Source organism: Acinetobacter sp. BY419 (assembly GCF_019038395.1).
Lineage (GTDB): Bacteria > Pseudomonadota > Gammaproteobacteria > Pseudomonadales > Moraxellaceae > Acinetobacter.
The window spans coordinates 1-25204 of record NZ_JAGFXZ010000021.1; the positions used below are offsets into that span (position 1 = coordinate 1).

General features: G+C 41.8%; 23 protein-coding genes, 1 tRNA gene and 2 pseudogenes. 15 read left to right on the forward strand and 11 right to left on the reverse strand.

The window, feature by feature from the left end; translation table 11 throughout:
- Positions 1 to 500 precede the first annotated feature (500 nt).
- Entirely contained in the window at positions 501 to 842 is a 342-nt protein-coding gene (locus tag KUG37_RS09375) for a hypothetical protein (RefSeq protein WP_216935623.1), read from the forward strand.
- A gap of 29 nt (positions 843 to 871) precedes the next feature.
- On the opposite strand, the gene KUG37_RS09380 is transcribed toward KUG37_RS09375, so the two are convergent.
- On the reverse strand, positions 872 to 1102 hold the full coding sequence (locus tag KUG37_RS09380; protein ID WP_216935696.1) for a hypothetical protein: 231 nt from the start codon (positions 1100 to 1102) through the stop codon (positions 872 to 874).
- Positions 1103 to 1696: 594 nt separating this feature from the next.
- Between KUG37_RS09380 and KUG37_RS09385 the strand changes: the two genes are divergently transcribed.
- On the forward strand, positions 1697 to 2068 hold the full coding sequence (locus KUG37_RS09385; RefSeq protein ID WP_216935625.1) for a hypothetical protein: 372 nt from the start codon (positions 1697 to 1699) through the stop codon (positions 2066 to 2068).
- Between the two features lie 470 nt (positions 2069 to 2538).
- Here KUG37_RS09385 and KUG37_RS09390 read toward each other — a convergent pair.
- Positions 2539 to 3045: pseudogene (locus KUG37_RS09390) on the reverse strand (site-specific integrase); the annotation flags it as partial.
- Between the two features lie 129 nt (positions 3046 to 3174).
- Here KUG37_RS09390 and dusB point away from each other — a divergent pair.
- Both dusB and KUG37_RS09400 read left to right on the forward strand, forming a co-directional pair.
- Positions 3175 to 4194 (forward strand): tRNA dihydrouridine synthase DusB, encoded by a 1020-nt coding sequence (gene dusB / locus KUG37_RS09395; protein WP_302052323.1) that lies wholly within the window; start codon positions 3175 to 3177, stop codon positions 4192 to 4194.
- Positions 4195 to 4442: 248 nt separating this feature from the next.
- Positions 4443 to 5120 (forward strand): hypothetical protein, encoded by a 678-nt coding sequence (locus tag KUG37_RS09400; RefSeq protein WP_216935629.1) that lies wholly within the window; start codon positions 4443 to 4445, stop codon positions 5118 to 5120.
- A 62-nt stretch (positions 5121 to 5182) separates the two neighbouring features.
- Here KUG37_RS09400 and KUG37_RS09405 read toward each other — a convergent pair whose 3' ends face one another.
- Positions 5183 to 6226, reverse strand: a complete 1044-nt coding sequence (locus KUG37_RS09405) for a nitronate monooxygenase family protein (protein WP_216935631.1) — start codon at positions 6224 to 6226, stop codon at positions 5183 to 5185.
- A gap of 226 nt (positions 6227 to 6452) precedes the next feature.
- Between KUG37_RS09405 and KUG37_RS09410 the strand changes: the two genes are divergently transcribed.
- From KUG37_RS09410 to KUG37_RS09420, 3 genes and pseudogenes are all read left to right on the forward strand, one after another.
- On the forward strand, positions 6453 to 7649 hold the full coding sequence (locus KUG37_RS09410) for a putative DNA modification/repair radical SAM protein (RefSeq protein WP_216935633.1): 1197 nt from the start codon (positions 6453 to 6455) through the stop codon (positions 7647 to 7649).
- A pseudogene (locus tag KUG37_RS09415) lies at positions 7649 to 8426 on the forward strand (TIGR03915 family putative DNA repair protein). The gene KUG37_RS09410 and the pseudogene KUG37_RS09415 overlap by 1 nt, the downstream one beginning before the upstream one ends.
- Before the next feature lie 63 nt (positions 8427 to 8489).
- Positions 8490 to 8999, forward strand: a complete 510-nt coding sequence (locus tag KUG37_RS09420; RefSeq protein WP_216935635.1) for a hypothetical protein — start codon at positions 8490 to 8492, stop codon at positions 8997 to 8999.
- Positions 9000 to 9053: 54 nt separating this feature from the next.
- Here the strand turns inward: KUG37_RS09420 and KUG37_RS09425 are convergent, their stop codons facing one another.
- The 3 genes from KUG37_RS09425 to metK all read right to left on the reverse strand — a co-directional run bounded on the left by KUG37_RS09425 (position 9054) and on the right by metK (position 12271).
- Positions 9054 to 10265 carry a YeeE/YedE family protein gene (locus KUG37_RS09425; RefSeq protein WP_216935636.1) on the reverse strand — a complete coding sequence of 404 codons (1212 nt, stop codon included), beginning with the start codon at positions 10263 to 10265 and terminating at the stop codon, positions 9054 to 9056.
- 267 nt (positions 10266 to 10532) lie between these two features.
- Entirely contained in the window at positions 10533 to 10877 is a 345-nt protein-coding gene (locus tag KUG37_RS09430; RefSeq protein ID WP_216935637.1) for a hypothetical protein, read from the reverse strand.
- Positions 10878 to 11104: 227 nt separating this feature from the next.
- A complete protein-coding gene (gene metK, locus KUG37_RS09435) occupies positions 11105 to 12271 on the reverse strand; it encodes a methionine adenosyltransferase (RefSeq protein WP_216935638.1) in 1167 nt (388 codons plus the stop codon).
- A 471-nt stretch (positions 12272 to 12742) separates the two neighbouring features.
- On the opposite strand from metK, the gene KUG37_RS09440 reads away from it, so the two are divergent.
- The 5 genes from KUG37_RS09440 (at position 12743) to KUG37_RS09460 (ending at position 17256) form a co-directional block, all read left to right on the forward strand.
- Positions 12743 to 13126, forward strand: a complete 384-nt coding sequence (locus tag KUG37_RS09440) for a prepilin-type N-terminal cleavage/methylation domain-containing protein (RefSeq protein WP_216935639.1) — start codon at positions 12743 to 12745, stop codon at positions 13124 to 13126.
- A gap of 438 nt (positions 13127 to 13564) precedes the next feature.
- A complete protein-coding gene (gene tkt / locus KUG37_RS09445) occupies positions 13565 to 15553 on the forward strand; it encodes a transketolase (RefSeq protein ID WP_216935640.1) in 1989 nt (662 codons plus the stop codon).
- 133 nt (positions 15554 to 15686) lie between these two features.
- Positions 15687 to 15902: a hypothetical protein gene (locus KUG37_RS09450; RefSeq protein ID WP_004729883.1), complete on the forward strand. Its 216-nt coding sequence runs from the start codon at positions 15687 to 15689 to the stop codon at positions 15900 to 15902.
- Between the two features lie 178 nt (positions 15903 to 16080).
- The gene (locus KUG37_RS09455) at positions 16081 to 16536 is read left to right on the forward strand and encodes a GNAT family N-acetyltransferase (protein WP_216935641.1); all 456 of its coding nucleotides are present in this window, start codon (positions 16081 to 16083) and stop codon (positions 16534 to 16536) included.
- A gap of 129 nt (positions 16537 to 16665) precedes the next feature.
- On the forward strand, positions 16666 to 17256 hold the full coding sequence (locus KUG37_RS09460) for a YceI family protein (protein ID WP_216940396.1): 591 nt from the start codon (positions 16666 to 16668) through the stop codon (positions 17254 to 17256).
- A gap of 51 nt (positions 17257 to 17307) precedes the next feature.
- Here KUG37_RS09460 and KUG37_RS09465 read toward each other — a convergent pair whose 3' ends face one another.
- A complete protein-coding gene (locus tag KUG37_RS09465) occupies positions 17308 to 18024 on the reverse strand; it encodes a glutamine amidotransferase (RefSeq protein WP_216935645.1) in 717 nt (238 codons plus the stop codon).
- A gap of 542 nt (positions 18025 to 18566) precedes the next feature.
- On the opposite strand from KUG37_RS09465, the gene KUG37_RS09470 reads away from it, so the two are divergent.
- Positions 18567 to 19523: a cation diffusion facilitator family transporter gene (locus tag KUG37_RS09470; RefSeq protein ID WP_216935647.1), complete on the forward strand. Its 957-nt coding sequence runs from the start codon at positions 18567 to 18569 to the stop codon at positions 19521 to 19523.
- Positions 19524 to 19551: 28 nt separating this feature from the next.
- Here KUG37_RS09470 and KUG37_RS09475 read toward each other — a convergent pair whose 3' ends face one another.
- The 4 genes from KUG37_RS09475 to cysS all read right to left on the reverse strand — a co-directional run bounded on the left by KUG37_RS09475 (position 19552) and on the right by cysS (position 23166).
- Positions 19552 to 20532, reverse strand: a complete 981-nt coding sequence (locus KUG37_RS09475; RefSeq protein WP_216935649.1) for a fatty acid desaturase family protein — start codon at positions 20530 to 20532, stop codon at positions 19552 to 19554.
- A gap of 93 nt (positions 20533 to 20625) precedes the next feature.
- Positions 20626 to 21414 (reverse strand): hypothetical protein, encoded by a 789-nt coding sequence (locus KUG37_RS09480; protein WP_216935651.1) that lies wholly within the window; start codon positions 21412 to 21414, stop codon positions 20626 to 20628.
- Positions 21415 to 21606: 192 nt separating this feature from the next.
- A tRNA-Gly gene (locus tag KUG37_RS09485) sits at positions 21607 to 21682 on the reverse strand.
- Positions 21683 to 21744: 62 nt separating this feature from the next.
- Entirely contained in the window at positions 21745 to 23166 is a 1422-nt protein-coding gene (gene cysS / locus KUG37_RS09490) for a cysteine--tRNA ligase (protein ID WP_216935653.1), read from the reverse strand.
- Positions 23167 to 23666: 500 nt separating this feature from the next.
- On the opposite strand from cysS, the gene KUG37_RS09495 reads away from it, so the two are divergent.
- Together KUG37_RS09495 and KUG37_RS09500 are read left to right on the forward strand one after the other, a co-directional pair.
- Positions 23667 to 24641 (forward strand): KpsF/GutQ family sugar-phosphate isomerase, encoded by a 975-nt coding sequence (locus KUG37_RS09495; protein ID WP_216935655.1) that lies wholly within the window; start codon positions 23667 to 23669, stop codon positions 24639 to 24641.
- Positions 24642 to 24644: 3 nt separating this feature from the next.
- Positions 24645 to 25184 (forward strand): HAD family hydrolase, encoded by a 540-nt coding sequence (locus KUG37_RS09500; RefSeq protein ID WP_216935657.1) that lies wholly within the window; start codon positions 24645 to 24647, stop codon positions 25182 to 25184.
- Positions 25185 to 25204 lie beyond the last annotated feature (20 nt).

Here is a 25204-nt window from a genome sequence, read left to right on the forward strand (position 1 = left end):
TCGCTTTATCGTTTGTTCAGTGTCTATAATAGTGTCTAAGACCATAAACATGATGTCCATTTAATAAATAATGGACACTATCGGGATGTTAAGCAGATAAGAAAAGTGGGGTTCAGCGGACGCTTACCAATTAATTATATTTATGACCAATGGTTTTGGAATCTTTTGTTATTCCCATCATCCTTTAATAAGAATATAAAAGATATTAAGCTTATTATAAGAATAAAAACTCTAATGAATAAAATTGAAATCTTTATAGTTGGATTAGCTATATTAGTTATATCTTTAATTATTTACTCCATAGGACAGACATTCAATTAGAAAAGCATTACTCCAAACCATGGTTTTTTAACAATTGAACCCCTAAGTAATTATCTAATATTTCGATAGAAAAATACTTAAAATGGCTAAACATAATATTACAAAAGTATCTGGAAATGTAATCGGGTAAATTAAAAAAATAATGTAAAGTTTCGCTCTAAATAAAGAGACGGCGCTTTATGAAGAATTTAGGTATATTGATATTTATTGCAATATTAGCAGGTTGCAGCTATCAGGAATTCAACGAGCAGAAACCTGATCCGAACGTATTGATAGAACAGCAGCTCAAATCTGCAAGAGCGATAACCAAAAAATTCCTTCTAAATCCTGATTCGGCTAAATTTCGTAATCAAATAAGAGATTGCGGGGAAGTTAGTTATAAAAAAGAAGGAGGTAACATTACTAATGCTTTTCAGCGTTTTATTGTGCTGGATAAAAATATAGTCCTTTTAGAAAACGGGATAGATCAAACACAGTTTGAGTTATCTTGGAAGAGCGCTTGTACACCAAGCTGGATGTGAAAAATATAAAGCCCTACGAGAGGGCTTTTTTAAATCATCCGATGATTCTGATTTATTCTCTTTTCAGCTGCATACTCTAAAGCAATTTGTTGTGCTTCAGCGGCAGCTGAGGCTTCTATGGGTATAGGTTCAGCTGCAATAGCTAAAGTTCCAGTGAGTCCGAATAAACTTAGTAATAGAACTTGCGAATACTTTTTCATTTGAATTTTCTCTCCGTTTCTAAGACTAGATTTCAGCGTATAGTCTAAATTAAAACCCACATGTATCAGCTATGTCCGGATATGTAAGATAGTCAAGCTTAAAGTTATAGATATACCGGGTTATGTAAGAGCAATTATCTAAAGATTTTTTTTGTTATTGTTTTAAAAAATCAGTAACTCCTAGTGATTAAACATTTTATTTTTAGTATATGGAATGCAGTTATAGGTGAGGGTGTATAAATAAAGCCTGCTTTAACGGGGGGGGGCTGCCATTTTTTCATTTGTAAGATACAGTAAATTTTTGGCAGTCTTAATGTTATCAAGTGTTCACTTTATTTATTATATAAATAATAAAAGGTGGAAGTTTGACTCGCTAACAAAGTAAAAGTTCTTATGATTGAGGGGAATACTACTAACTTTAAGCTGACTGTTTATGAAATGGGTGAGGAAAGTCATTGGACATTCTATTAGTTAGGCTCTGGTACAGGTGCTAAATTAAGTCTTAAATCATTAAGAATCACCTTCGTATAATTATGGTTAAGTATAAGTACCCAGCTAAAGATTGGTTATATAGTGCTAAAGAAAAGATAAGAAAGTATTTCTTTCTCATATGAAGTGAAATCGTAGTAAAGTTTAAAAAATATAGGGATAAATATGAAAAATGGTTTATTAAGAGTGCTGGTTGTTAATGCAAACGATTCTCTCGTTGTAGAGAAGAAGGAGACACTACCTATTACTTTGAGTGTAAATGGTCAGCTGATTAGTGGTGAATTAATATCTAGAAGTGAATTCTTCACCCTCGAACAGAATGCGACATTGAAATACCACGTGGATATTATTGATGCCGAGATAGTTCAGAAAAAAGGTGAAATTCCAGAAATACCAATGGAAGAAATCCAGTTTCTTCACCTCAAAAATGCGGCGTATTGGGTTAATGGGGTCAAAGTTCCTTCCAGTCAAACCAGCATAATCGTTAATATCGATTCAGTAGATGCCTTCAATATTGGCATGTTGCAATGCAGTTAAGGGGCTGCTCAAAAAGCCAGCCTTAAGTTTCTTCAGGATGGCTTTTTGAGCTAAGGCGTACAGCAAATAGACAGGGCTTTGTTGCATAAAAATTTAAAAGATAAAGCTACCTAACCTGCTTAAATTTAAGTGGCTTCTTGGATATGAAGTCGACCTGATTCCGTGAAACTTTTGAGCATGGCTATAGGTGCAGGAATTGCATTGACCTGGCGGTGAAAGTTCTTTGCATTGGGGGCATCTCCTCATAAGTTAATGTAATACATTTTGTTTTCTATCCAACTTTGACGGTGATAACCTGCCTATTTTTTCAGATCATTGTTCCTAAACTTTTGGCCATTTTCAGTAATTCATTTCTCTCAACTGAGCGGGCGCTTTTGTCTTTCTATAAGATTACATTTTTTTTCTGGGTAGAATCAGCACATGTACCTGCCCGTTTGTACTGATCCTACGGCAATGTATAGTTTCATGAGCGCCATCTCAAATTCAATCAGTACAGTCTCTAGCAGTTCACCATGCAAACTTCACATGCACAATAACGGCCTTGATATTACTTAGTCTTTAATATGTGCAGGTGCTAAACCAGCAGTTCCTTTCACGGGATCACTTTTTCTATGCATAATTGCATAATCAGAAAAGTCTTGTCGTGCTAAAGAATAGATATTCTTCTCGGAAATATCTAAACTAGCGATATGCTGTAGTGCTCCTGTTTTTGTCCTGGCAAAGCTGCCTGCTTCTTCCAAATACTGAAAAATGAATTCTCTGAGTATTTTGTGCTTTATTTGCACTGCCGTATTCAAGATTTTTTCAGGGTACAATTCGATTTCTGCTTCTGTACGTTAAATCCAGTCCTTAGCTAATGATTTCTTGCTGAAGGTCTCGGACTTTTTTAATTTAGGGTAGCCTTGACGTTGTACACGGACTTGAGCTCTATACTGAGGTGTTCCATCTTTTGTTTGTCGCCTAGTGACAGTTCCCATGAATTTGCATCATTAAAATATTGGGGTGCAAGTAAGGTGTAATCAAAGGACACTAAAATTCACTACGATGCGGCTAAACAAAGTTAAACGAGGTTAAAGATTTTGAGCAAAAACAATGTAATTGAAGAATTGTTTGGAAGATCAATAGATAGGAAACTTTGGGTGGCTCCCATGGCAGGTGTGACCGACCGTCCGTTTAGAACCTTGTGTAAATACTTTGGTGCAGGCCATGCGGTTAGTGAAATGATGACATCCGACAAAACTTTGCGCATGAGTAAAAAAAGCCTATATCGTGCCAATTTTGATGGAGAGCTGGCACCAATCTCGGCGCAGATTGCCGGTTCAGACCCGCATGATCTGGCCGAGGCTGCACGTTATCAGGTAGCCAATGGCGCACAAATTGTGGATATTAATATGGGCTGTCCAGCCAAAAAGGTCTGTAACCGACTGGCTGGTTCAGCTTTGTTGCAGGATGAAGGTCTGGTGGCACGCATTCTGGATACTGTCGTTGCTGCAGTGGATGTACCGGTGACTTTGAAAACCCGTCTCGGGTATTTGAATGGTCAGGAAAATATTATGCGGGTTGCAAAACGTGCTGAACAAGCCGGAATTGCAGCGCTCGCCTTGCATGGCCGTACCCGTGAAGACATGTACCTGAATACCGCACGTTATTCACTCATTAAAGATGTGAAGGAAATATTGAATATTCCCGTAATTGCCAACGGTGATATCGATAGTCCTGAAAAAGCCAAATATGTACTGGATTATACTGGTGCAGATGCGATTATGATTGGTCGTGCAGCACAAGGTCGGCCCTGGATCTTTCGTGAAATTGCACATTATTTAAAAACCGGTCAACATCTGGATGCACCGAGTATTGCAGAAGTTAAAAATGTACTACTAGGACATTTGGCAGAATTATATGAGTTCTATGGCGAGTATTCTGGCTGCCGAATTTCCCGTAAACATATTGCCTGGTACACCAAAGGTCTGCGTTCCAGTAATGAATTTCGCCAGAATATGTATCAGGTAGAAAACACGGCTGATCAATATCGTGTGGTAGAAGATTATTTTAATGCCCTGCTGGAACATGGTTTAACCATGAATGATGTACAGGTCGAGCAGGTGAATTTACTGGAAACCAAGTAATAACTGGCAAAAATCTGCGAAGCTATTAATATTTTTTGTGTGAAATCCCTACCTTTTTTATCTTGAGCAGGCGGATTTTAGCATTCTGTTTACACTTCAGCCTGTCTAATACAGAGCAACATATTTTGTTCACTTAAACTGGACAGGACTTGGACATTGCTTACTGAAGCTTCCTCTATGATGAACCTATCTATATATGAACCAGATGTGAATCGTCTGGTTGATTGTTATCATTGAGGGAGATTTATATGACAAATACCAATCGTCCAGTTACAGAATTTAGTCATAAAACGTCAACTGAATTGCCACAAGAACGTAGTGAAGGCCTGAATATAAATCCTACAGATACCAATGCACGTCCAGATTTGAATACACCCGTGAAAGATAATCCTCATGTTCCAGATATGAATGAAGGTAAGGATAACCTGGCTGCGACAGGTGCCGGTACTTTAGGTGGGGCTGCTATAGGGGCCGTTGCAGGTTTGGTAGGTGGCCCTCCAGGTGCAGTGGTAGGTGGTATTATTGGTGGAATTGTTGGCGGTATTGCAGGTAATGACATTGCAACGCCGGATCATCAAAAGCAGACAGATAATTACCAGCATCCAGAGAATTTACCTGAAGCAGATAACTATCAACATCCAGATCATCTCAGTGCTGAAGATAACTACTGGAGAGATGAGTATCATAACCGCCCGTATTTTAATGAAACACGGACTACATATAGCGATCTAGATTATGACCGTGATTATCGTGGGGCCTATCGTGTGGGTTATGAAAACCGTGCGATGTATGATCGTGATACTGATTTTGATCATGCGGAACCTGAATTACGTACCAAGTGGGAACAGGTGAAAGGTGATTCCCGCTTAAATTGGGAAGAAGCCAAGTTTGCAGTCAAAGACGCCTGGCATCGACTTACACACTGAAATCTGAATAAATTAAAAACCTCTCCTATTGGAGAGGTTTTTTATGATTGCACTATATCCTATTAAGGATGTCTCATTTCCAGAACAAGTTGGTTAATCAGATCAGAAGCTTCCATTTCACGAATCTGTGCCACATTTGAGCCTGCCCAGAAGGCGCCATAACCCTGATCGCCCTGTTTGGCTGCGGCGGCATGTAATTGTTTGGCCAGATCATAAGTATAAGGATAAGCCGGAACATCCAGCCGGTCTGGTGTGTCAACTTCAATATGCCAGTGGTTGATGATTCCGCGTGCAGGACGACCGGAAATACTGGCGCTCACTTGAGTAAGTGGCCTGGAAAGTAACGCTTTACGATAGGCCTCATTGGCATTGGAAGATTTGCACTGTACAAATGCAGTCCCCAGTTGCACGGCATCGGCACCAAAATCCAGCATCTGTCTTGCCTGCTGACCATCCATGATTCCGCCTGCTGCTACAATCGGCAGGGAAGAATGCCGTTTGATCAGCTTCACCAGATTGGAAGTTTTGACTGAGGCATCAAACTTAGTAGAGAAAATCCCGCGGTGTCCGCCGGCCTCAATACCTTGTGCAATAATGATATCAATTCCGGCTGCTTCAATAGCCTTGGCTTCGGCAAAATTTGTCGCAGATACCATAGTCAGAATTCCGGCCTGCTTTAAGGCCTGAATCTGATGCAGATGCGGGATACCAAAATGAAAGCTAACAGCCTGTGGCTTGGTTTCCAGCACCAGATTCAGCGAATCATCATTGTCTTTAAAACTTGTATAAATACAATTTAAATGGTCGGGTGCCTGTACCCCATATTCTGCAAACTTATCTTTAAACTGTGCGATCCAGGCTTGCGCGACAGTTTCCTCTAAAGGCACGCTCTCATGACAGAAAAAATTTACCTGAAAAGGGTGATCTGTCAATTCCTGAGTTTTTAAAATCTGTTGTCGTGCTGCTTCGATACTGCTGGCCCCCAAGCCCAGTGAACCCAAGCCGCCTTGATTGGACACTTCGGCTGCAAGCTCAGGTGTGGAGACACCTGCCATCGGTGCCAAGAAAATAGGATGTTTAATTCCGAGATTTTCTAATAAAGACATAGATTTGCTCCTTGTTATGCTTTTACTTTGCCTTTGAGCACAATATTAAGCAAATCATATTGGTTATTTTATTTTGAAATACTTAAACTTTGTTTATTTGGTGTTTACACCTCTTACGGCACGTTTTGTCGCTAGCATGACGGAGCGCCTATAGAGCCGTAATTTAAGACTTTATAATAGTATTTTGGTCAACTCTTTCTAAGCGTCTGATCGTATCCGTGAAAAAATGCAAATTTTAGCCGATGCTGCCAAGTGTGATGTGTCGTGTTTATTCAGTGGAAGTAATCGTAAAAACAAAGAGAAGGGCGTGGGCAATACCGGAAATGGCATCTGTCATAGCTATACTGAAGATGGCCGCTGTGTTTCCTTGCTGAAAATCCTGTATTCCAATGTCTGTATTTTTGACTGTTCCTATTGCGTCTCGCGCCGTTCCAATGATGTCCAGCGTGCTGCATTTACCGTACAGGAAGTTGTAGATTTGACCATGAATTTTTATCGCCGTAATTATATTGAGGGTCTGTTTTTAAGCTCCGGTATTTTTAAATCGGCCGATCACAGCATGGAACGGATGCTACAGGCAGTCAAAAAATTAAGACTAGAAGAAAACTTTAATGGCTATATCCATCTGAAAACCATTCCGGGTACTTCACAGGAAATCACTACCGAAGCCGGACTGTATGTAGACCGTATGAGTATTAATCTGGAAATGCCGACTGAAGCCGGATTACAGAAATTTGCGCCTGAGAAAACCCATGCCGAAGTACAAAAAGACTTAGGAATTGTACGAGACCAGTTAATCCAGCTCAAAGATGAACGCAAGCTAATCAAGTCGGTGCCAAGATTTGTGCCTGCCGGGCAAACCACACAGATGGTGGTCGGAGCACATAGTGAAACCGACCAGGATATTATTTTGATGGCCGATCGGCATTACAAGGATTTCAAACTGAAATGGGTGTATTTCTCCGGCTATATTCCGATTAATCTTGAAGAAAAAGCCTTGCCTGCAGTCGGTTCCGCACCGCCATTATTAAGAGAAAATCGTCTCTATCAATCCGACTGGCTGATGCGTTTTTATGATTTTTCTGCCGATAAAATTGTCGATGATCAGCATCCGAATCTGGATATTGATCCCAAACTCAGTTGGGCCGTGCGTCATCCTGAAGCCTTTCCGGTGGAGATTAACCGAGCAGATTATAAAATGATTTTACGGGTTCTGGGGGTTGGGGTGTGTTCGGCCAAAAAAATTGTGCAGGCATGCCGTTTTGGTCAGCTTCATATTGATCAGTTAAAACGTATGGGCGTGGCTTATAATCGGGCGCAGCATTTTATCCGCTGTGCCGATACGCCGAAATTCAAGAAAGATCAGCAATCGCATCAGATCCATCAGCAGCAATTATCGCCGCAGCTTGGACTGGCATTCTGATGGCCTGCTACTGTTTTGATGGCAGCATGACAGGCTTGCTCAGTTGTGTATTTCGTGCTTTCGAGTTTAAAGAACTGGATGCCCGCATCACCGCCAATCCTCAAGGGCAAAATGGCCTGTTTGATGAATTTATCCATGTCGCATTCCAGTGATCAACATAGACAACGGGTCTTGCAGGGATTGAAGCAGAAAATATCTTCCAGCAGTTTGCATGCCTTTTACTACACTTTTCTGGCAGAACAGGAAGCAGCGTTTCAGACTCTGTTTGATTTTGCAGTCTATGTATTTCAAAACCAGCGACCCGTCGATAAAGACTATGGTCATCCTGCCGTCATCGGCATGTCGCAGGGCCAAGCAAGTGGGCCGGGAAAAGCATCGTATGGAGGCTTTTGTGCGCTTTAAAAAAGCCAGAGATAGATTGTTTCTAAGTCTGATCAGACCGGATTTTAATGTCTTGCCTATTATTTCCCGACATTTTAGGAGCGCTATCAGGATCAACCCTGGCTGATTTACGATGAGCAGCGTAATTACGGTATTTATTATGATTTAGAGCAGATGCATCAGGTCGAAATGAATGCTGAAGTGATCGATCAACACATCCAGATTGGTCACAATCAGTCCTTCAGTATTGAACTGGATGAGGAAGAGTTACTATATGACGAGCTCTGGAAGGATTATTTTAACAGTGTGAATATTCAGGCGAGCAAGAACATGAAATTGCATATTCAATATGTGCCGAAGCGTTACTGGCGCTATATGAATAAGAAAACACTTTAAACAATACATCTGGCTGCTTTGAGGCATAATAGGTGTTTATATATTTAAATTGAGTGTATAGACATGAAGGTATGGCTAACGTCATTGGCGCTGCTTGTTGGATTAACTGCATGTTCGGAACAAGTACAAAAACCTGTTGTGGATCCAGTCAAGTATCAGGTTCAGACGGCACAAGAACTGCAGCAACGTTTTGATACACTCAATCTCCAGTTAGCGCAGGATTTTCAGAAATTTAAAAAAGTAGAAAGCATTGCTTTCGCGCATCAGTTTCCTTTAGATGTGAATAATTTGCAAAGCTTGAACCGCCACTTGGTCAGCAGTACGGCATTAAAACCAACTAAAATGGCCTATTGCGATATGATGAATGCTTATTTTGCAGATATGTACCGTTTGGGGCATTACAATTTGGACCTGGTCGATGACATCAAACTGCCGAATGCTGCGAATGAAAATTTAAAAGACGATTTTTCAGATGCTGACCATTTTTATAATTTTATTATGGATCGCTATACCACTTATCGTCAGGTACAGCAGATCATGGGTTATGGCTGTAATTTAAAAGCTGCGCTTTAAATCCTGAAGTCAGAAAAAAGCCCATTATTTCCGATGGGCTTTTGATTTCAACCATTAACAGCCGGTCAGTTTTTCAGGCTGGGGTTTTTCATTCGGGAAGAAGATCGGACGAAGTTTTACCCCAATCCCATTACCAATAAAAGCGAAGACCAACCATAACCAGCCATGCAAGCTACCTGAGGCAATACCACTGAAATATGCACCAATATTACAGCCATAAGCTAATCGTGCGCCGTAACCGAGCAGTAAACCACCTATGACAGCAGCAATCAGGGAGCGTCTTGGAATATTTAGATTTGGCGCAAATTTACCTGCCAGACTGGCCGCCAACAAAGCACCCAGCATGATGCCAAAGTTCATCATCGAAGTGATGTCATACCAGAGTGAGTTGGCCAGAGCTTTTGCATTATCTGCTTGTTGCCAGTAATCCCAAGCAGCTACATCAACACCGACTAGCGTAGCGCCTTTTGCACCCCAAACCGCGAGGGCAGAGGTCACACCCCAAGGACGACCCGCCAGTGCTAGCGTAGCAAAGTTGAGTAAGGTCAGGATAATACCGCCCCAAATCAGAGGCCATGGACCACGAGTAAAGCGCTTCCAGCCTTTGTGTTCACTGCTAGGCTCAATTTCGAGACTGCCATGACGTTTCTTTTCGAAATAAATAGTCGTCACAGCAATGATGGCAAAAACCATAAAACTCAATAATAATCCAGGGATTACACCCAAACTTTCTACCAGTGAAATTGGTTCAAGATGTGGCAGGGCAAACCACCAGTCTAAGTGCGAGGTTGCAATTACAGAGCCGATACAGAAGAACAAGAGGGTTACCAGCATACGTGCACTACCGCCACCCACGGTATACAGCGTCCCTGATGCGCAACCGCCACCCAGCTGCATGCCGATGCCAAAAATAAAGGCACCAATCATGACTGACATAGAAACAGGGTTAACGTTACCTTTGACCGGATTGCCAAACAATTCACCTGCACCTAAAGCCGGGAAGAATAACAATACTGCCAGCGCGAGCATAATCATTTGGGCACGTAAACCACGACCGCGACGCTCCTTGATAAAGACACGCCAGCTCGAGGTAAAACCAAATGAGGCATGGTACAGGGTCATACCCAGTGCACCACCAATCAAGAATAACAGGGCTTGATTTAAGCCTACGATTTGATAGGCACCGATCGTACCAATGATAAGCAAAATAAAAGCCACCCAGACCGAAATATTCGACCTTTGGGTAGCAGCAACAATGACTGACATGAGAGATTAAATTTTAAAATAAAGGCTGGTATTCTACTGAATTTCAGCTTAAATACAGCCTGTTTTGCCAAATGAATCACGATTAAGTCATTCTAATAGTTGATAAGTTTTATTAGCTTAACTGATCTTATGGTCTTGTGTAGCTAAAGCATTGATTTCCTCAACAAATCAAGCAGCTTTAACTTTAGCGAATTCAATATCTAAAATCATCTTTGATAAAAAAGCCTGCAGTTTGCAGGCTTTTCAATATCAAGCTGAACGCTAAAATCAGTTTTCAGCTTTTTCCCGCACGTCTTGAGCACCATCTTCAACTGCCGCAGCGGTAGAAGCAGTTGCTTTTCGTGCTGCTTCAGCAGTGGCATCCGCGGCGCGGGAAGCTGCAGCAGCTGCATCATCGGCAGCTCTAGCAGTTTCTTCTGCTGCCTTATCCAGAGCCTGTTTTGTTTTGACTTCAGCTTCACGTGTATCTTCTTTGATATCATGACCGGCTTGATCTGCGGCATTTTCTAGATGTTCACCTGTAGTGGCACCTGTTTCAGGCGCTTTTTCTTTATTACAGCCTACCAGGGCAACAGTTGTAACTAAACCTAAAGCAATAAGTAGTTTTTTCATCGAGTAATATCCTTTTGTTGTTGTAGAGCTGAGATCTAATTTAACAGCTATTTATTTGAATTTATGCTAGAAAATAGATCAAAAATTGTTGATCAAATGTAACTTTTATAAGGTTTAAAGAAGGTGGGTATGCGATTGGGATTTTGTAGCTAAATTATTTTAATTTTCATCGAACCTGATTTAAAGCATAAAAAAGCCCGCATAGAGCGGGCTTTTTCAGGAATAAATTACAGGCCGGCAGCGGCTTTAAGCGCTTCCACTTTATCTGTTTTTTCCCAGGTAAAGGCAGTATCGGAACCTTCACGGCCAAAGTGACCATAAGCAGCAGTTTGCTTGTACATCGGCTGGATCAGGTCAAGCATACGGGTAATACCATATGGACGTAGGTCGAAGTGTTCACGTACCAACGCAATAATCAACTCTTCAGATACTTTCGCAGTATTGAAGGTATTGATGGAAATTGAAGTTGGTTCAGCAACACCAATCGCATAAGATACCTGAATTTCACACTTGTCAGCCAGGCCGGCAGCCACGATGTTTTTCGCAACATAACGACCTGCATAAGCGGCAGAACGGTCAACTTTTGAGGGGTCTTTACCCGAGAAAGCACCACCACCGTGACGCGCCATACCACCGTAGGTGTCTACGATAATTTTACGGCCAGTCAAACCACAGTCACCGACAGGGCCACCAATCACAAACATTCCCGTTGGGTTAATATGGAATTTAGTGTCTGCATGGAACATGTCAGCAGGAATGATTTTTTTCACGATTTCTTCAATCACAGCTTCTTTCAGGTTCGCTTGAGTGATTTCAGGATCATGTTGAGTCGAAAGAACTACAGCATCTAAACGTACTGGCACACCATTTTCATAAGCAAAAGTTACCTGACTTTTTGCGTCTGGACGTAACCATGGCAACGTGCCATTACGGCGTAATTCAGCCTGTTTTTCCATCAAGCGATGTGCATATGAAATCGGGGCAGGCATCAGTACATCAGTTTCACGGCTTGCATAACCGAACATCAGGCCTTGGTCACCGGCACCCTGATCTTCAGGTTTTTGACGGTCTACACCTTGAGCAATTTCAGGGGACTGTTTACCAATCATGTTGATCACGGCGCAGGTTGAACCATCAAAACCAAGATCAGAATGGTGATAACCAATTCCGTTTACGGTATGACGTACAATTGCCTCAAAATCAACATTTGCTGTCGTTGTGATTTCACCGGCAAGTACAACCGCACCTGTTTTTACAAGCGTTTCACAAGCAACCCGTGCATATGGGTCTTCTTTTAAGATTGCATCCAAAATAGCATCACTGATTTGGTCAGCCATTTTATCTGGATGGCCTTCGCTTACAGATTCCGAAGTAAATACAGCGTACTCGCGCATAGTCCTATCACAGTTAATTTTAAAGACCCGGTATGTTACATCGAGTTGCGCTCTAGGACTAGCTTAACACGACAAAATTGGTCGAAATTGTTTCAAATTATTGTGTTTTTAATTGATTAATAGAATTAAAAAAATTGATATGTCTATTTAGTCAGCATTATAGATTAGGGAATAAGAAACAATAATATTTTAACGCTTCAGACAGGCGCAAAATTAAATTGTTAGATTTCAAATTAAATTTAAAAACTAGATGATAGAAAAAATATAAAGCTAAAAATTCAAACCTTATTTAAGCAAGTGATCATTACATCAATAAAGAAAATCCAGATGCTGTGTCATGCGACCAACTGTCTTGTCGATGTTCGGGTATGTATTCATATTTAGCCTAAGTCTTCAACATTCACCGCTTATGAATGGCTACATATTTTTGTATGGACTTCTTGGAGCAAGACTATACGGAGATCAGAAATCATGTATCAAAAGGCATTTACCCTGATTGAAGTACTGATGGTGCTTATAATCATCGCGATTTTAGCCACAATGGCTTTTATGACTTATCAAGGCTATGTCGTGCGTACGCAATTGGCAGAAGTGTTTCAGCAGGCTGGAGCATATCGAACCCAGTTCATTGCCTCGGATCAACCCTGTGATGCTGGACGCCAGATTGGTGGTCGTAGTCAATATATCGAAAAAGTTATCATTAACGCTGCGTGCCGGATCGAGTTCAAAATGCGACAGCAGGGTGTGGATACCGCGATTCGCGGGAAATCACTTGCCTTTGATGTATATAGTGGTAAATGTTACTCAACTGATATTCAGCAGCGTTATTTGCCTAAAGATTGTCAGGGACAATAATATCTGTGGATATCAAAATTTAGCCTAAGCAAATTAGAATTTTATATGGATATGCAAATATTCTGATCAATATTAATTAAAAATTACATCATGTATAGCTCAGTTAAATCTATAAATTTTCTTCAAAAAGACTAATTTAAGAAGTATGAAATAGAGACAAAACCAGCATAAAGTCAATCATGTTTAACAGCTTAAAAGCTGAAGACTGAAAATAAACTCAATAGTGAGATGCGGGATAATTCAACCTGAAAAGCAGCAGAGCGAATCAAAGCTGAAGAAGAAATGTGGAATAATTGTACGATAAGGCAAGAGACACCCAATAAACCAATAAATATTGTTGGTTAGTCTTTACCCCTCGCTGTTTTTTTAAGACAATAGGCAGCAGTTTTGAAAGTCTTTTCATCATTTCCTATTTCTGAATATTTTGGACTCTGATTTATGACAACCCCGCTTAATGAACGTCGTATTGCAAACGCAATTCGTGTATTGGCAATGGATGCTGTGCAAAAAGCAAACTCAGGACATCCAGGTGCTCCAATGGGGATGGCAGATATCGCTGATGTGGTTTGGCGTGAATTCATGAACCATAACCCGACCAACCCGAATTGGGCAAACCGTGACCGTTTTGTATTATCAAATGGTCATGGCTCTATGCTTCAATATGCGCTTCTTCATTTAACGGGCTATGATCTTTCAATTGAAGATCTAAAAGCATTCCGTCAACTTCATTCTAAAACACCTGGTCACCCGGAATTGGGTTATGCACCAGGGATTGAAACGACGACTGGTCCTTTAGGTCAAGGCATCGCAAATGCTGTTGGTTTTGCACTGGCTGAAAAAACTTTAGCTGCACAATTTAACAAAGATGACCTTCAGGTTGTAGATCACTTCACTTACTGCTTCCTGGGCGATGGCTGTTTAATGGAAGGTGTTTCTCACGAAGCATGTTCTTTGGCAGGTACATTGGGTCTGGGCAAACTGATTGCTTACTACGATGACAATGGCATCTCGATTGATGGCGAAGTGGAAGGCTGGTTCTCTGACGATACAGAACAACGCTTCCTGGCATACGGCTGGCAAGTCATTAGAGTTGATGGTCACGATGCTGATGCTTTACGTGCCGCAACTTTAGAAGCCAAAGCTGAAACTGCTCGACCAACGATCATCATCTGTAAAACAGTGATTGGTTTGGGTTCACCAAACAAACAGGGTAAAGAAGACAGTCATGGTGCACCACTGGGTCATGACGAAATCATCCTGACGCGTGAAGCATTAGGCTGGACTGACGAAGCCTTCGTGATTCCTGAAGATGTTTACGCAGCTTGGGATGCGAAAGCCAAAGGTGCTGCAGCTGAAGCAGCGTGGAACGAAAAATTTGCTGCCTATGCTGCAAAATATCCAACTGAAGCTGCTGAGCTTAAACGTCGTTTATCGGGTGAATTACCGGCTGACTTCGTTGCAAAAGCGGATGCCTATATTGCAGAAGTGAATGCCAAAGCTGAAACGATTGCGACACGTAAAGCAAGCCAAAATGCATTGCAAGCACTTGTTCCGTTATTGCCAGAAGTGCTAGGCGGTTCTGCAGATCTTGCAGGTTCTAACCTGACGCTTTGGAAAGGTGCGCAAGGCGTACAGGATAATCCGGCAGGTAACTATGTACACTACGGCGTACGTGAATTCGGTATGACTGCTATTGCCAATGGTGTTGCACTGCATGGCGGTTTCATCCCTTATGTAGCTACATTCCTGATGTTTATGGAATATGCACGTAATGCAGTACGTATGTCTGCATTGATGAAACAGCGTGTGATTCATGTTTATACGCATGACTCAATTGGTCTGGGGGAAGATGGTCCAACGCATCAACCTGTTGAACAGATTGCATCACTTCGTAATACGCCAAACCTGAACACATGGCGTCCATGTGACACCGTTGAAGCAGCAATTTCGTGGAAATCTGCATTAACGCGTGCTGAAGGTCCGACAGCATTGATCTTCTCTCGTCAGAACTTGCCATTCCAAACCCGAACTCAAGCACAAATCGAGAACGTGGCGAAAGGTGGTTATGTACTGGCTGAAGAAAAAGGTGAATTAAAAGCTATCATCATCGCGACTGGTTCCGAAGTATCTTTGGCAATGGAAGCCTATGCACAGCTTGAAGGCGTGCGTGTGGTATCTATGCCATGTGCTGAAGAGTTTATGAAGCAGGACGCCGCTTATCGTGAAGCGGTGCTTCCATCGAATATTCGTGCACGTGTGGCTGTTGAAGCGGCACATGTAGATTACTGGTGGAAATTTGTAGGTCTTGATGGTCGCGTAATCGGTATGACGACATATGGCGAATCTGCCCCTGCAAAAGATCTGTTCAAGTTCTTCGGTATTACCACTGAAGCAGTTGTAGCAGCTGTAAAAGAGATTACTGCATAATCAACTGATTAGGTAGTTTTTAAAAGGCGCTCCAGTTTTGGGGCGTCTTTTGTTTTTTCGCTTTTTAGCGTTGTTTTCATGTGGCAACCGTTAAAAAGTTCTCCCATAGTCGAAATGAAAGAGTGAGATGAACATGAGCTTGTATGAACAAATTAACGATGAAATTACTTTAATGGATGCCGGTGAACTGAAGTGGATCGGACAGGAGTTGCCTCTTGAAGCGATGGTTGCAGTTGATTTAATGCTGCAAGAATTAGCCGAGGAAAAGGTCATTAAAGTACGTCGTAAAAACCATGAAAAGACGACTGGCCTAAAACAGGTAGATCGTATTCTGGTTGAAAAACTTTAAACATAAAGCGTTAAAAAGTCCCTGATCGGGGCTTTTTTTATGCCTAATGATTTTCATCTCACTGTTGCTTATGAACACTAGATAAGATAAAGCTAAGTTTAGGCCGCTATAAAAACTCAGCGACCACTATCGAAACGACTTAAATTAAAGAAATAAGCCAAAAAAGAAGCGGGTAAACATGAACATACAGCCCCAGATCCAGATCAAATCTTTAGAGCAAATATCACAGCCAGAATGGCTGTTTTTATGGCAAGACTATCAACGCTTTTATCAGACGCAAATTTCGGATGAGGTGAGTGAAAATACCTGGGATAAATTAACCAATTATGAATTAGATTCAATGTACGGTTTTGCTGCAATGATGGATAGAAAAGTTGTGGGAATAGTGCATGTTATTGAGCATAATAGTAGCTGGACAGTAAGACCTTATGCCTATTTGCAGGATTTATTTGTCCATCCGGATTATCGTGGCCAGGGCGTGGCGCGCAAGTTGATTGAGCATATCTATCAGGTAGCGCAGCAGCGTAATTGTGACCGGGTTTACTGGTTGACTCAGGAATCGAACCATCAGGCACAAATGCTTTATAACAAAGTTGCCAAGAAAACCGGATTCATCCAGTACCGTATGGATTAATCACCAAAAATTAGAAAAATAACTGACAATTTTATCGTTTCATCACTGCAACAAAACGTTTTATCTTTAGGGCTGTAAACGGTTCCAGATCCTATACACTTGATAACATCCAAAACGAGAGATAAAAACATGAATTTCAAAACATTAGCATTGGGCTTGGCAGTTGCATCTGTAGCTACATTATCTGTGGCTAAGCCGGTTGCTTATACCATTGACCCAACGCATACTGCCACTGTATTTAACTGGGATCATTTCGGTTTTTCTACGCCATCAGGTAACTTCTCAAATATTCAGGGTACCATTAATGTCGATGAGCAAAAACCTGCAAATTCATCTGTTAATGTGACGATTCCATTATCGAGTATCAATACCAACGTTAAAGCTTTAGATGAGCATCTGATGGCAGCGGACTGGTTTGATGCAGCGAAATATCCAAACATTACGTTTAAAAGTACCAAAGTTGAAACTCAGGACAAAAAGAAATTTAAAATTACCGGTGATTTGACCATTAAAGGCATTACTAAGCCTGTGGTACTGGATGCCGTCTTGAACAAGCAAGGCGCACATCCAATGACTAAAGCTGAGACAGTGGGTTTTAATGCAACTACATCGTTCAACCGTTCTGCATTTGGTATCGCAAACTATGTACCAAACGTAGGTGATAAAATTACCGTACAAATTACCACTGAAGCAAGCGTGCCTGCAGCTAAAAAGAAATAAGCATGACTTAATAGAGAAAAGCACCTGAATACAGGTGCTTTTTTATTGCTGTTATTGAAGCTGCAGGTTTTCTAAATAATGCATCAATACCGAACTGGCTGCCTGTTCAAGCAAAGGGGCATAACTTTGATGGTCCGCCCGCAGTGCGGGAATATTTATCTGGGCTTTGCGTAACTCACAGGTATGTCCGATCAGCCATTTTTCCAAACTTTCACTGGCTACTTCAGCGTGGAATTGCAGTGCCAGAATATTTTGTCCTACCCGAAAGGCCTGATTTGGATAAAGCGCGGAACTGGCCAGTAATTCAGCCTGTTCAGGCAAATCAAAAGTATCACCATGCCAATGCAGAACTTCGGTATTTTTTAGAGATTTCAGTGGGTTATTTTCTATAGGGGCAAGGTTGAGTTTAGACCAGCCAATTTCCTTCGCATCTCCCGAATACACTTTAGCATCCAGTACAGCAGCAATTAACTGGGCACCCAAACAGATACCTAAAGTCGGTAAATTCTTTTTTAAGCGAACTTTAAGTAAGTCTATTTCTTCTTGTAAAAAAGGATAATCTTTAGTTTCGTAGACTGCAATCGGGCCACCAAGAATGACCATTAAGCCGGGATGTTCAAAAGCCTTGCGGAGATCATCGATGCCGGCTTCAAAATAACGCACGCGTAGCCCGAGCTGATAAAAAATATCTTCCCAAGCACCTAAGTCTTCGAAAGCCAGATGTTGAATTGCATAAACTGTATCGGGTAAATGGGCGAGGTTCAGCATAGTTTTTTGATATCAAGGGAATGATTTAATTTAACGTGATTCAAAAGCAAAATAAAAGGCTTTATCTACCGATCCTGCGAAAAATAGAAAATAATGAGCATCACTTCAGAAAAGAGTAATTGATGTAGAATCAGCAGATGCCTTCCAATTCGATATTTCATTCGCCAAAAAAATGTTTAGATCTTAGAGTAGCCCTAACCAAAGAAATTCGGCGATTGGTAGATGTAGCAATACATACACACTGGACGATGTATGGTTGACTGAACATTGCTCAATTGCAGACTTTGATCTGGCCTTCATGCTGCATCGTCTGCTGACATACCAACTGAAACTTTCTATAAGAATAATAGAATATATTGAGCGAAATTTTAAGCGTACGTCGGTACAGACTTCGATGACAAAGAACGGAAAGGCTAAAATGTCATCCCTTAAAATGAATAAAACAATTCATAAAAAACTACTTAAATAGATAAAAATTAAGCGTAATATCAATAAGAACAAAGCTGGAAATATACTGAGGATGCAGTCCTCAGCGAATAATAATGCAGGAGTGGCCGGTGGATAATTCACATCATCATGAGCATAGTCATGTCAACGTGACTGCAGGAAATGCCAGAAAATTATCGATAGCTCTGGCATTAACCACCACTTTTTTAGTTGTGGAAGTGATTGCCGGTTTTCTGACTCAAAGTCTAGCCTTACTCTCTGATGCTGCGCATATGTTTACCGATGCTGCTGCACTGGCTATTGCACTGGTAGCCATCAAAATCGGACAAAAACCGGCAGATAATAAACGGACTTTTGGCTATCAGCGTTTTGAGATTCTGGCTGCCCTGTTTAATGCCTTAATGCTCTTTGTGGTGGCGATTTATATTTTATTTGAAGCGTATCAGCGCTTGAGTCACCCACCGGAAATCCAGAGTCTCGGCATGATGATTGTTGCTGCCTTGGGACTAGTCATTAATCTGATTTCCATGAAAATTCTGGTGTCCAGTAGTCAGGAAAGTCTCAATGTTAAAGGCGCTTATCTGGAAGTACTCAGTGATGCGCTGGGATCGGTGGGGGTGATTATTGGGGCACTGGTGATTTATTTCACTGGCTGGATGTGGATAGATACGCTAATTGCGGTATTGATCGGATTTTGGGTATTGCCAAGAACGTGGATTTTGCTGAAACAGAGCATCAATATTTTGCTTGAAGGTGTGCCGGAGGAAATTGATATTGAAAAATTACGTCACGATCTTTTGGCGCTTGAAGGGGTTCAGGATATTCATCAGCTCAAGGTCTGGGCAATTACTTCCAAAAAAGTCATGCTAACCGTGCATCTGGTTGCCCCGAATGTAGATTATCAGAAACTGCGTCATCAGGCCTTTGAGATGCTCCACCATGAGCATCATATTACCGAGATGACCTTGCAGATTGAAGCGGAAGACTGTCCACCGGAACATCGGGGACAATCCTCACATCCGCATGGACATAGCGAGACACCTCAGCATTGAAACAGAAAAATTCTAAGCGTCGGAGATATTAATTCTTTTTTAGAAGTGAACCGATGACATCTAAATAACTAGGCGGAGCCTTGACATAATGACGCTCCCTTAACATCTGATGCATCTTCGCCAGCTTTTGATGCGGAACAGAGGCCATCAAATGATGTTCAATATGATAGTTCACATGAACAGGCGCAACAAAAGCACGCGCCAGCCAACCTGCACGCGTAGTTCGGGTATTACTGAGGGCAGAATGACTGGTTTTTAGCCCGGCATGTTCAGCCATGGCACGGATGCGGATAAACAAAGGGAACGGAGTGATATAGGCAAGAGGCCATAATAAATACAGTTTAGGATGTCCGCTGGCCCAAAGTGCAGAAAAAATTGCTGCATTTGAGATCAGCATACCGGAACTATTTTTAAGCAGATTTTTTGCTAACTCTAAATTGCTGCGATCCCCACGCGGAATTGGCTTGGGGTCGTTGGAAACACTCCATTCCAATAATTCAAGATCCATCAATACTCGACCTGCAAGAAACTTAAGTCCAGACTGCCCATTCAGATCACGGAAGAGTTTTCTGAATAATGATCTTTGAGTAATGGGGAAATTTTTTACCAAGCCCAAGTCGGGATCATCTGGCTGCGAGGTTTTAGCATGATGTTTCAAATGATGGGGACGATACTTACTGACATCATTCCAGATCGGGCGTGCACAGAACCAGTCAGTCAAATGGGTATTTAACCATTTGGTTTTGAAAAGGCTATGATGTGAAGCATCATGCATCAAGATGGCCATTGCAAGCTGGCGTCCGGCCAGAATGGCCAATGCCAGCGCGCACATCAGTACTTTTCCCCATGCAGGCAGATATTCCCAGCTATAGGCTACCGTCCCAAAGGTCATGACAATCACGGCCCAGGTCGAACCCACTGCCCAAACTCCCTGTACATCGGAGGTCGTGGTAAGTTCTTTAATTTCGTCGCGACTAAAAAGTTCTGTGACGCTGACCTTGCTGTTCATTTATCTGCCTGTATTTAGTTCTTATCGCTGTATCTAATATATTTACAACAAATATTACAGTCAATTTATTTTTGTGTGTAAAAAAGAAATGAATTAGACCCCTTGGTCTTTAAAATATTGTTGCCATAAAAATTGTCCCTGTTTTTCTATTTTGCGGACTGTGAGCTCAAATTGATGTCGAGCATCGGCATCTATCCATTCTGCAGGAAGCAGGGGATCTGCACGCAAACTAAATAGGGCAGATTTACCCAGATAAAAAGCACTCTTTGCAGCATCTGCTAGAGTTGGATCCGGGTGGTTTTTAAACCATTCATTGATATCATGCTGGACTGCGTGATAGGTCTGATGTAGCGTAGGAATGTTCCATAAGCTACGAACGTCAGTTTCATTTTCCAGCTGACTGACTTGAAAAAAACGTGCATCTGGATCTAAACCAAACTCAATTGTGGCTGTTTTTAGTATACTTAGGCTCAGTGTTAAATTATCTGGACGAATAAAAACATTTTGCTCTAATTCCTGAAAACCATAATAACGTAGTGCTTTTTCCCTTTTAGATAATGCCGTACGATCTACGCGTCCTAAAGCACCCGTATAGACCAGTACATATTTTCCATCCCAGGTGGTCGCCGTTTGCATATAGGGTTGTTTATTTAAACTGATAAAAGAAGTATCGAACTTTTTCTCTACCAATTGATACACCCCGCGCTTTACAGATTGAATGATATTTTCCTGATTTAATCGGGCCACAGCGACACGAATGCCATTGTCAGATATATCTAATAATTCAGCTGCCGCTAACATCCGCTTGATAGAGAGGGTTGAGTCTTTAGAAGCGTAAAGAAGGTCTAAAACAAGATGACGTGCGTTCAGTTTATAAGTCATGAAACGATATCGTAATTAAAGGAATTGAAAGTTTTGAAGTTTATTTACAATAGCACTTTGTTGTGAATAACCCAAAAAAGTTGTCGAGGTAGAAGTAGGACAAGACGTGATTTTAGATCTGCTTTTTATCAATAAAAATTTTTAAAATACAATAAAAAAACCCTCATCTTTCGATAAGGGTTTTTCGTATTCTGGAGCGGGAAAGGAGACTCGAACTCCCGACCCCAACCTTGGCAAGGTTATGCTCTACCAACTGAGCTATTCCCGCAATGAGGGCTATTATAGAGAATCCTAGATCTGTGTCAACTCTCTATAAATCTGTTTGACTAATTAATCAGCACGGCGCCAAACAGTACCTTGACGGGTATCCTCAAGAACAATCCCCTGATCAAGCAGGGATTGGCGAATTTCGTCTGCACGCGCAAATTCTTTGGCTTTCTTGGCGTCTTTACGTTGTTGAATTAAACCTTCAATTTGTTCAGGTGACAACCCTAGAGCTTCCTGACCAATGTCAGATTTGAGGAACTCATCTACATCTTGCTGTACCAGACCGAGAATATTGGTCAGATGGCGTAAAGTAGCGTAGTAGATCGCTGCCTGTTCCGCATTTTCTTCTTTCACCGCACGATTCAGCTCTTTGTTAATTTCAAATAGCACTGCAATGGCTTCAGGCGTATTGAAATCATCACGCATGGCAGCATTAAAACGCTCAACCAAAGCGTCATCCAGGGTTTCCACCCGATGATCGCCATAAACAGCCTGATAGGTTTTAAATGAATGGTAGAAACGAGACAATGTGTTTTTCGCTTCTTTTAGCGCAACATCGGAATAGTTCACCGGGCTACGATAGTGTGAAGACACAATAAAGTAACGCACCACTTCCGGATGGAATTTTTCAATCACGTCGCGAATGGTAAAGAAATTGCCTAAAGACTTAGACATTTTCTCGCCATCCACATTAATGAATCCGGCATGCATCCAGTAGTTCACATATTGTTCACCGGTTGCTGCTTCTGATTGAGCAATTTCATTTTCATGATGCGGGAAGGTCAAATCGGCACCGCCGCCATGAATGTCGAAGTGATTGCCCAGGCAGCAGGTCGACATCGCTGAACATTCAATATGCCAGCCTGGACGGCCATTGCCCCAAGGTGATGCCCATGAAGGCTCGTTCTCTTTGGCATGTTTCCAGAGGACAAAGTCAAACGGATGCTTCTTTTGCACTTCAACGTCTACACGCTCAGAAGCACCAGCCTGCATATCTTCCAGTTTACGGCCAGAAAGGCGACCATATTTGGCAAATTTCTCGACTTCAAAATAGACATCGCCATTATTGGATGAATAAGCCGTACCTTTGTCGACCAGATTGCCGATCATGTCTTGCATTTGATCGATGTAATCTGTCGCTTTAGGGGCAGCATCAGGCGGGAGACAGCCCAGCTTGGCAAAGTCTTCATTCATCGCATCAATAAAGCGACTGGTCAACTCCGAGATACTTTCGCCATTTTCATTGGCACGTTTAATAATCTTGTCATCAATATCAGTAATGTTACGCACGTATTTGACTTTCCAGCCTTGGCTACGCAAGAAACGGATAATATAGTCAAATGCAACCACTGTACGTGCGTGTCCTATATGACAGTAGTCATAGACTGTCATTCCACAGACATACAGGTCAATCTGACCTTCAACACGAGGTACAAATTCTACTTTTTTGCGTTGCTCTGAGTTATATAGAACAAATGGTTGCATAGCTGTTCAAAAGACTTCAAATGAAAGGATGAATCATCTTAACCTAAGCATAATTTTTCATAAAGATAAAAGCGTAAAAAGCCTCAGTTATTTAGCAAAGTTAGGCAGAGCGACTGATTGAGAAAAAGATAATTTTTGAGCGAAAATGGAGATGTTGAGCTCAGCTTTTTAGAGGCAGTGTTTACTAGGAGGATTAAGTGATATGGGGATGGGTATGATCTCATTGAAACTCTACTTATTGAAGAGAGAGTGAGCGTGCTCCGATAGAAAATAAAACAAGCACATTTTACAGCGCTAAAAATGGAGTAAATGTAGAGGCAGAGATACCAGATTACGCAAGTCAAATACAATCGAAATATATTAAAAATGCGTAGAATCTTCTACATTTAGAAAGCTCGTAATTGCATAGCTATGCTAAAATTGCGAAAATTATACCCATCAAACCAGAGTTTTTCTCTGTCCTTAGCGTAGGTAAACAGGCTTTGAATTCACAAAAAACAATGAATCAACTAGATTTCCAGAAAGTCGCACTTGAAACACTGCGCATCGAAGAAAATGCGTTACAGATTTTAGCAACACAGATTGATGACCGTTTTAGCCGTGCCTGTGAAATCATTCTACAGTGTACCGGCCGTCTGGTGATTACCGGAATGGGCAAGTCAGGTCATATTGGCCGTAAAATGGCGGCGACCTTCGCTTCGACCGGAACCCCGTCGTTCTTTATGCATCCTGGGGAAGCAGGTCATGGTGATCTGGGGATGCTGGTGGCAGGTGATGTACTGATTGCAATTTCAAACTCGGGCAAGAGTGATGAAATCATGATGCTGATGCCACTCATCAAGCATCTAGAAATTCCTCTGATTACCATCAGTGGTGACGACCGTGGTCCAATGCCACAAAACGCCGATGTGGCTTTGACGCTCGGTAATATTCAGGAAGCTTGTCCACTCGGTTTGGCACCGACATCTTCAACCACGGCAACTTTGGCCTTGGGTGATGCTTTGGCGGTGGCTTTGCTGGACGCTCGCGGCTTTACTTCGGATGATTTTGCACGTTCACATCCTGCGGGTGCGTTGGGTAAGCGTCTGTTATTACATGTGAAGCATCTGATGCATACTGGCGCTGATTTACCTAAAGTCTCGCCGGATACTGCCATGAACAGAGTATTGTACGAAATTTCCAATAAGCGTTTGGGCCTTACTACAGTGGTCGATGAAAATGATGTTCTGCTGGGAATTTTTACTGACGGTGACTTGCGTCGCTTGATTGACAAGCAGCAAGGCTTTGATGTCAATCTCGCAGTTAAAGATGTGATGACCAAGAATCCGTTGACTATTTCTCAGGAAGTACGTGCAGTGGTAGCGCTGGAGCGTATGAATGAACATAAAATTAATCAATTTGTAGTCGTGGATGATGCCAATAAAGTCATTGGCGTGATCAGTATGCATGACCTGATTCAGGCTGGGGTAAATTAATAAATGGCATCTTATGTATTATTAGAGCAAGCACGTCATATTGCAGCACTGGTGCTTGATGTAGATGGTATTTTAAGTGATGGCTTTGTAACGTTGACCAATACTGGCGATGAAATCAAATCATTCGATATTCGTGATGGTCTGGGCATGAAACTGGTTCAGCAAGCTGGGATCAAGGTCATTATTATCACGGGACGTAAAAGCAATATCGTAGAAAAGCGCATGTCGGATCTTGGTGTTGATCTGGTCTATCAGGGTCGTGAAGACAAAGGTACAGCACTTCGGGAAGCATGTGCACAGCTTAATATTGATCCTGAAGGTTGCCTGTACATGGGCGATGACTGGCCTGATCTGTCTGCTTTTGCCATTGCGGGCATGAAAGTGACAGTGCCTAATGGTCATGTCGAAGTTCGCCGCCGTGCCGACCTGGTAACTCAGGCTCAGGGTGGACGTGGTGCGGTTCGTGAAATCTGCGATATGTTGTTAATGTCCAAAGGCATGTACCAAGAGTTACTTGAAAAATATATTCGTGCGCCTTATTAATAAGTCCTATCTTTTGGATT

Coding starts and splice junctions, on each gene's coding strand:
- KUG37_RS09375 (WP_216935623.1), top strand. CDS start 501: ATGAAGAATTTAGGTATATTGATATTTATTGCAATATTAGCAGGTTGC.
- KUG37_RS09385 (WP_216935625.1), top strand. CDS start 1,697: ATGAAAAATGGTTTATTAAGAGTGCTGGTTGTTAATGCAAACGATTCT.
- KUG37_RS09400 (WP_216935629.1), top strand. CDS start 4,443: ATGACAAATACCAATCGTCCAGTTACAGAATTTAGTCATAAAACGTCA.
- KUG37_RS09405 (WP_216935631.1), bottom strand. CDS start 6,226: ATGTCTTTATTAGAAAATCTCGGAATTAAACATCCTATTTTCTTGGCA.
- KUG37_RS09410 (WP_216935633.1), top strand. CDS start 6,453: ATGCAAATTTTAGCCGATGCTGCCAAGTGTGATGTGTCGTGTTTATTC.
- KUG37_RS09420 (WP_216935635.1), top strand. CDS start 8,490: ATGAAGGTATGGCTAACGTCATTGGCGCTGCTTGTTGGATTAACTGCA.
- KUG37_RS09425 (WP_216935636.1), bottom strand. CDS start 10,265: ATGTCAGTCATTGTTGCTGCTACCCAAAGGTCGAATATTTCGGTCTGG.
- KUG37_RS09430 (WP_216935637.1), bottom strand. CDS start 10,877: ATGAAAAAACTACTTATTGCTTTAGGTTTAGTTACAACTGTTGCCCTG.
- metK (WP_216935638.1), bottom strand. CDS start 12,271: ATGCGCGAGTACGCTGTATTTACTTCGGAATCTGTAAGCGAAGGCCAT.
- KUG37_RS09440 (WP_216935639.1), top strand. CDS start 12,743: ATGTATCAAAAGGCATTTACCCTGATTGAAGTACTGATGGTGCTTATA.
- tkt (WP_216935640.1), top strand. CDS start 13,565: ATGACAACCCCGCTTAATGAACGTCGTATTGCAAACGCAATTCGTGTA.
- KUG37_RS09450 (WP_004729883.1), top strand. CDS start 15,687: ATGAGCTTGTATGAACAAATTAACGATGAAATTACTTTAATGGATGCC.
- KUG37_RS09455 (WP_216935641.1), top strand. CDS start 16,081: ATGAACATACAGCCCCAGATCCAGATCAAATCTTTAGAGCAAATATCA.
- KUG37_RS09460 (WP_216940396.1), top strand. CDS start 16,666: ATGAATTTCAAAACATTAGCATTGGGCTTGGCAGTTGCATCTGTAGCT.
- KUG37_RS09465 (WP_216935645.1), bottom strand. CDS start 18,024: ATGCTGAACCTCGCCCATTTACCCGATACAGTTTATGCAATTCAACAT.
- KUG37_RS09470 (WP_216935647.1), top strand. CDS start 18,567: ATGCAGGAGTGGCCGGTGGATAATTCACATCATCATGAGCATAGTCAT.
- KUG37_RS09475 (WP_216935649.1), bottom strand. CDS start 20,532: ATGAACAGCAAGGTCAGCGTCACAGAACTTTTTAGTCGCGACGAAATT.
- KUG37_RS09480 (WP_216935651.1), bottom strand. CDS start 21,414: ATGACTTATAAACTGAACGCACGTCATCTTGTTTTAGACCTTCTTTAC.
- cysS (WP_216935653.1), bottom strand. CDS start 23,166: ATGCAACCATTTGTTCTATATAACTCAGAGCAACGCAAAAAAGTAGAA.
- KUG37_RS09495 (WP_216935655.1), top strand. CDS start 23,667: ATGAATCAACTAGATTTCCAGAAAGTCGCACTTGAAACACTGCGCATC.
- KUG37_RS09500 (WP_216935657.1), top strand. CDS start 24,645: ATGGCATCTTATGTATTATTAGAGCAAGCACGTCATATTGCAGCACTG.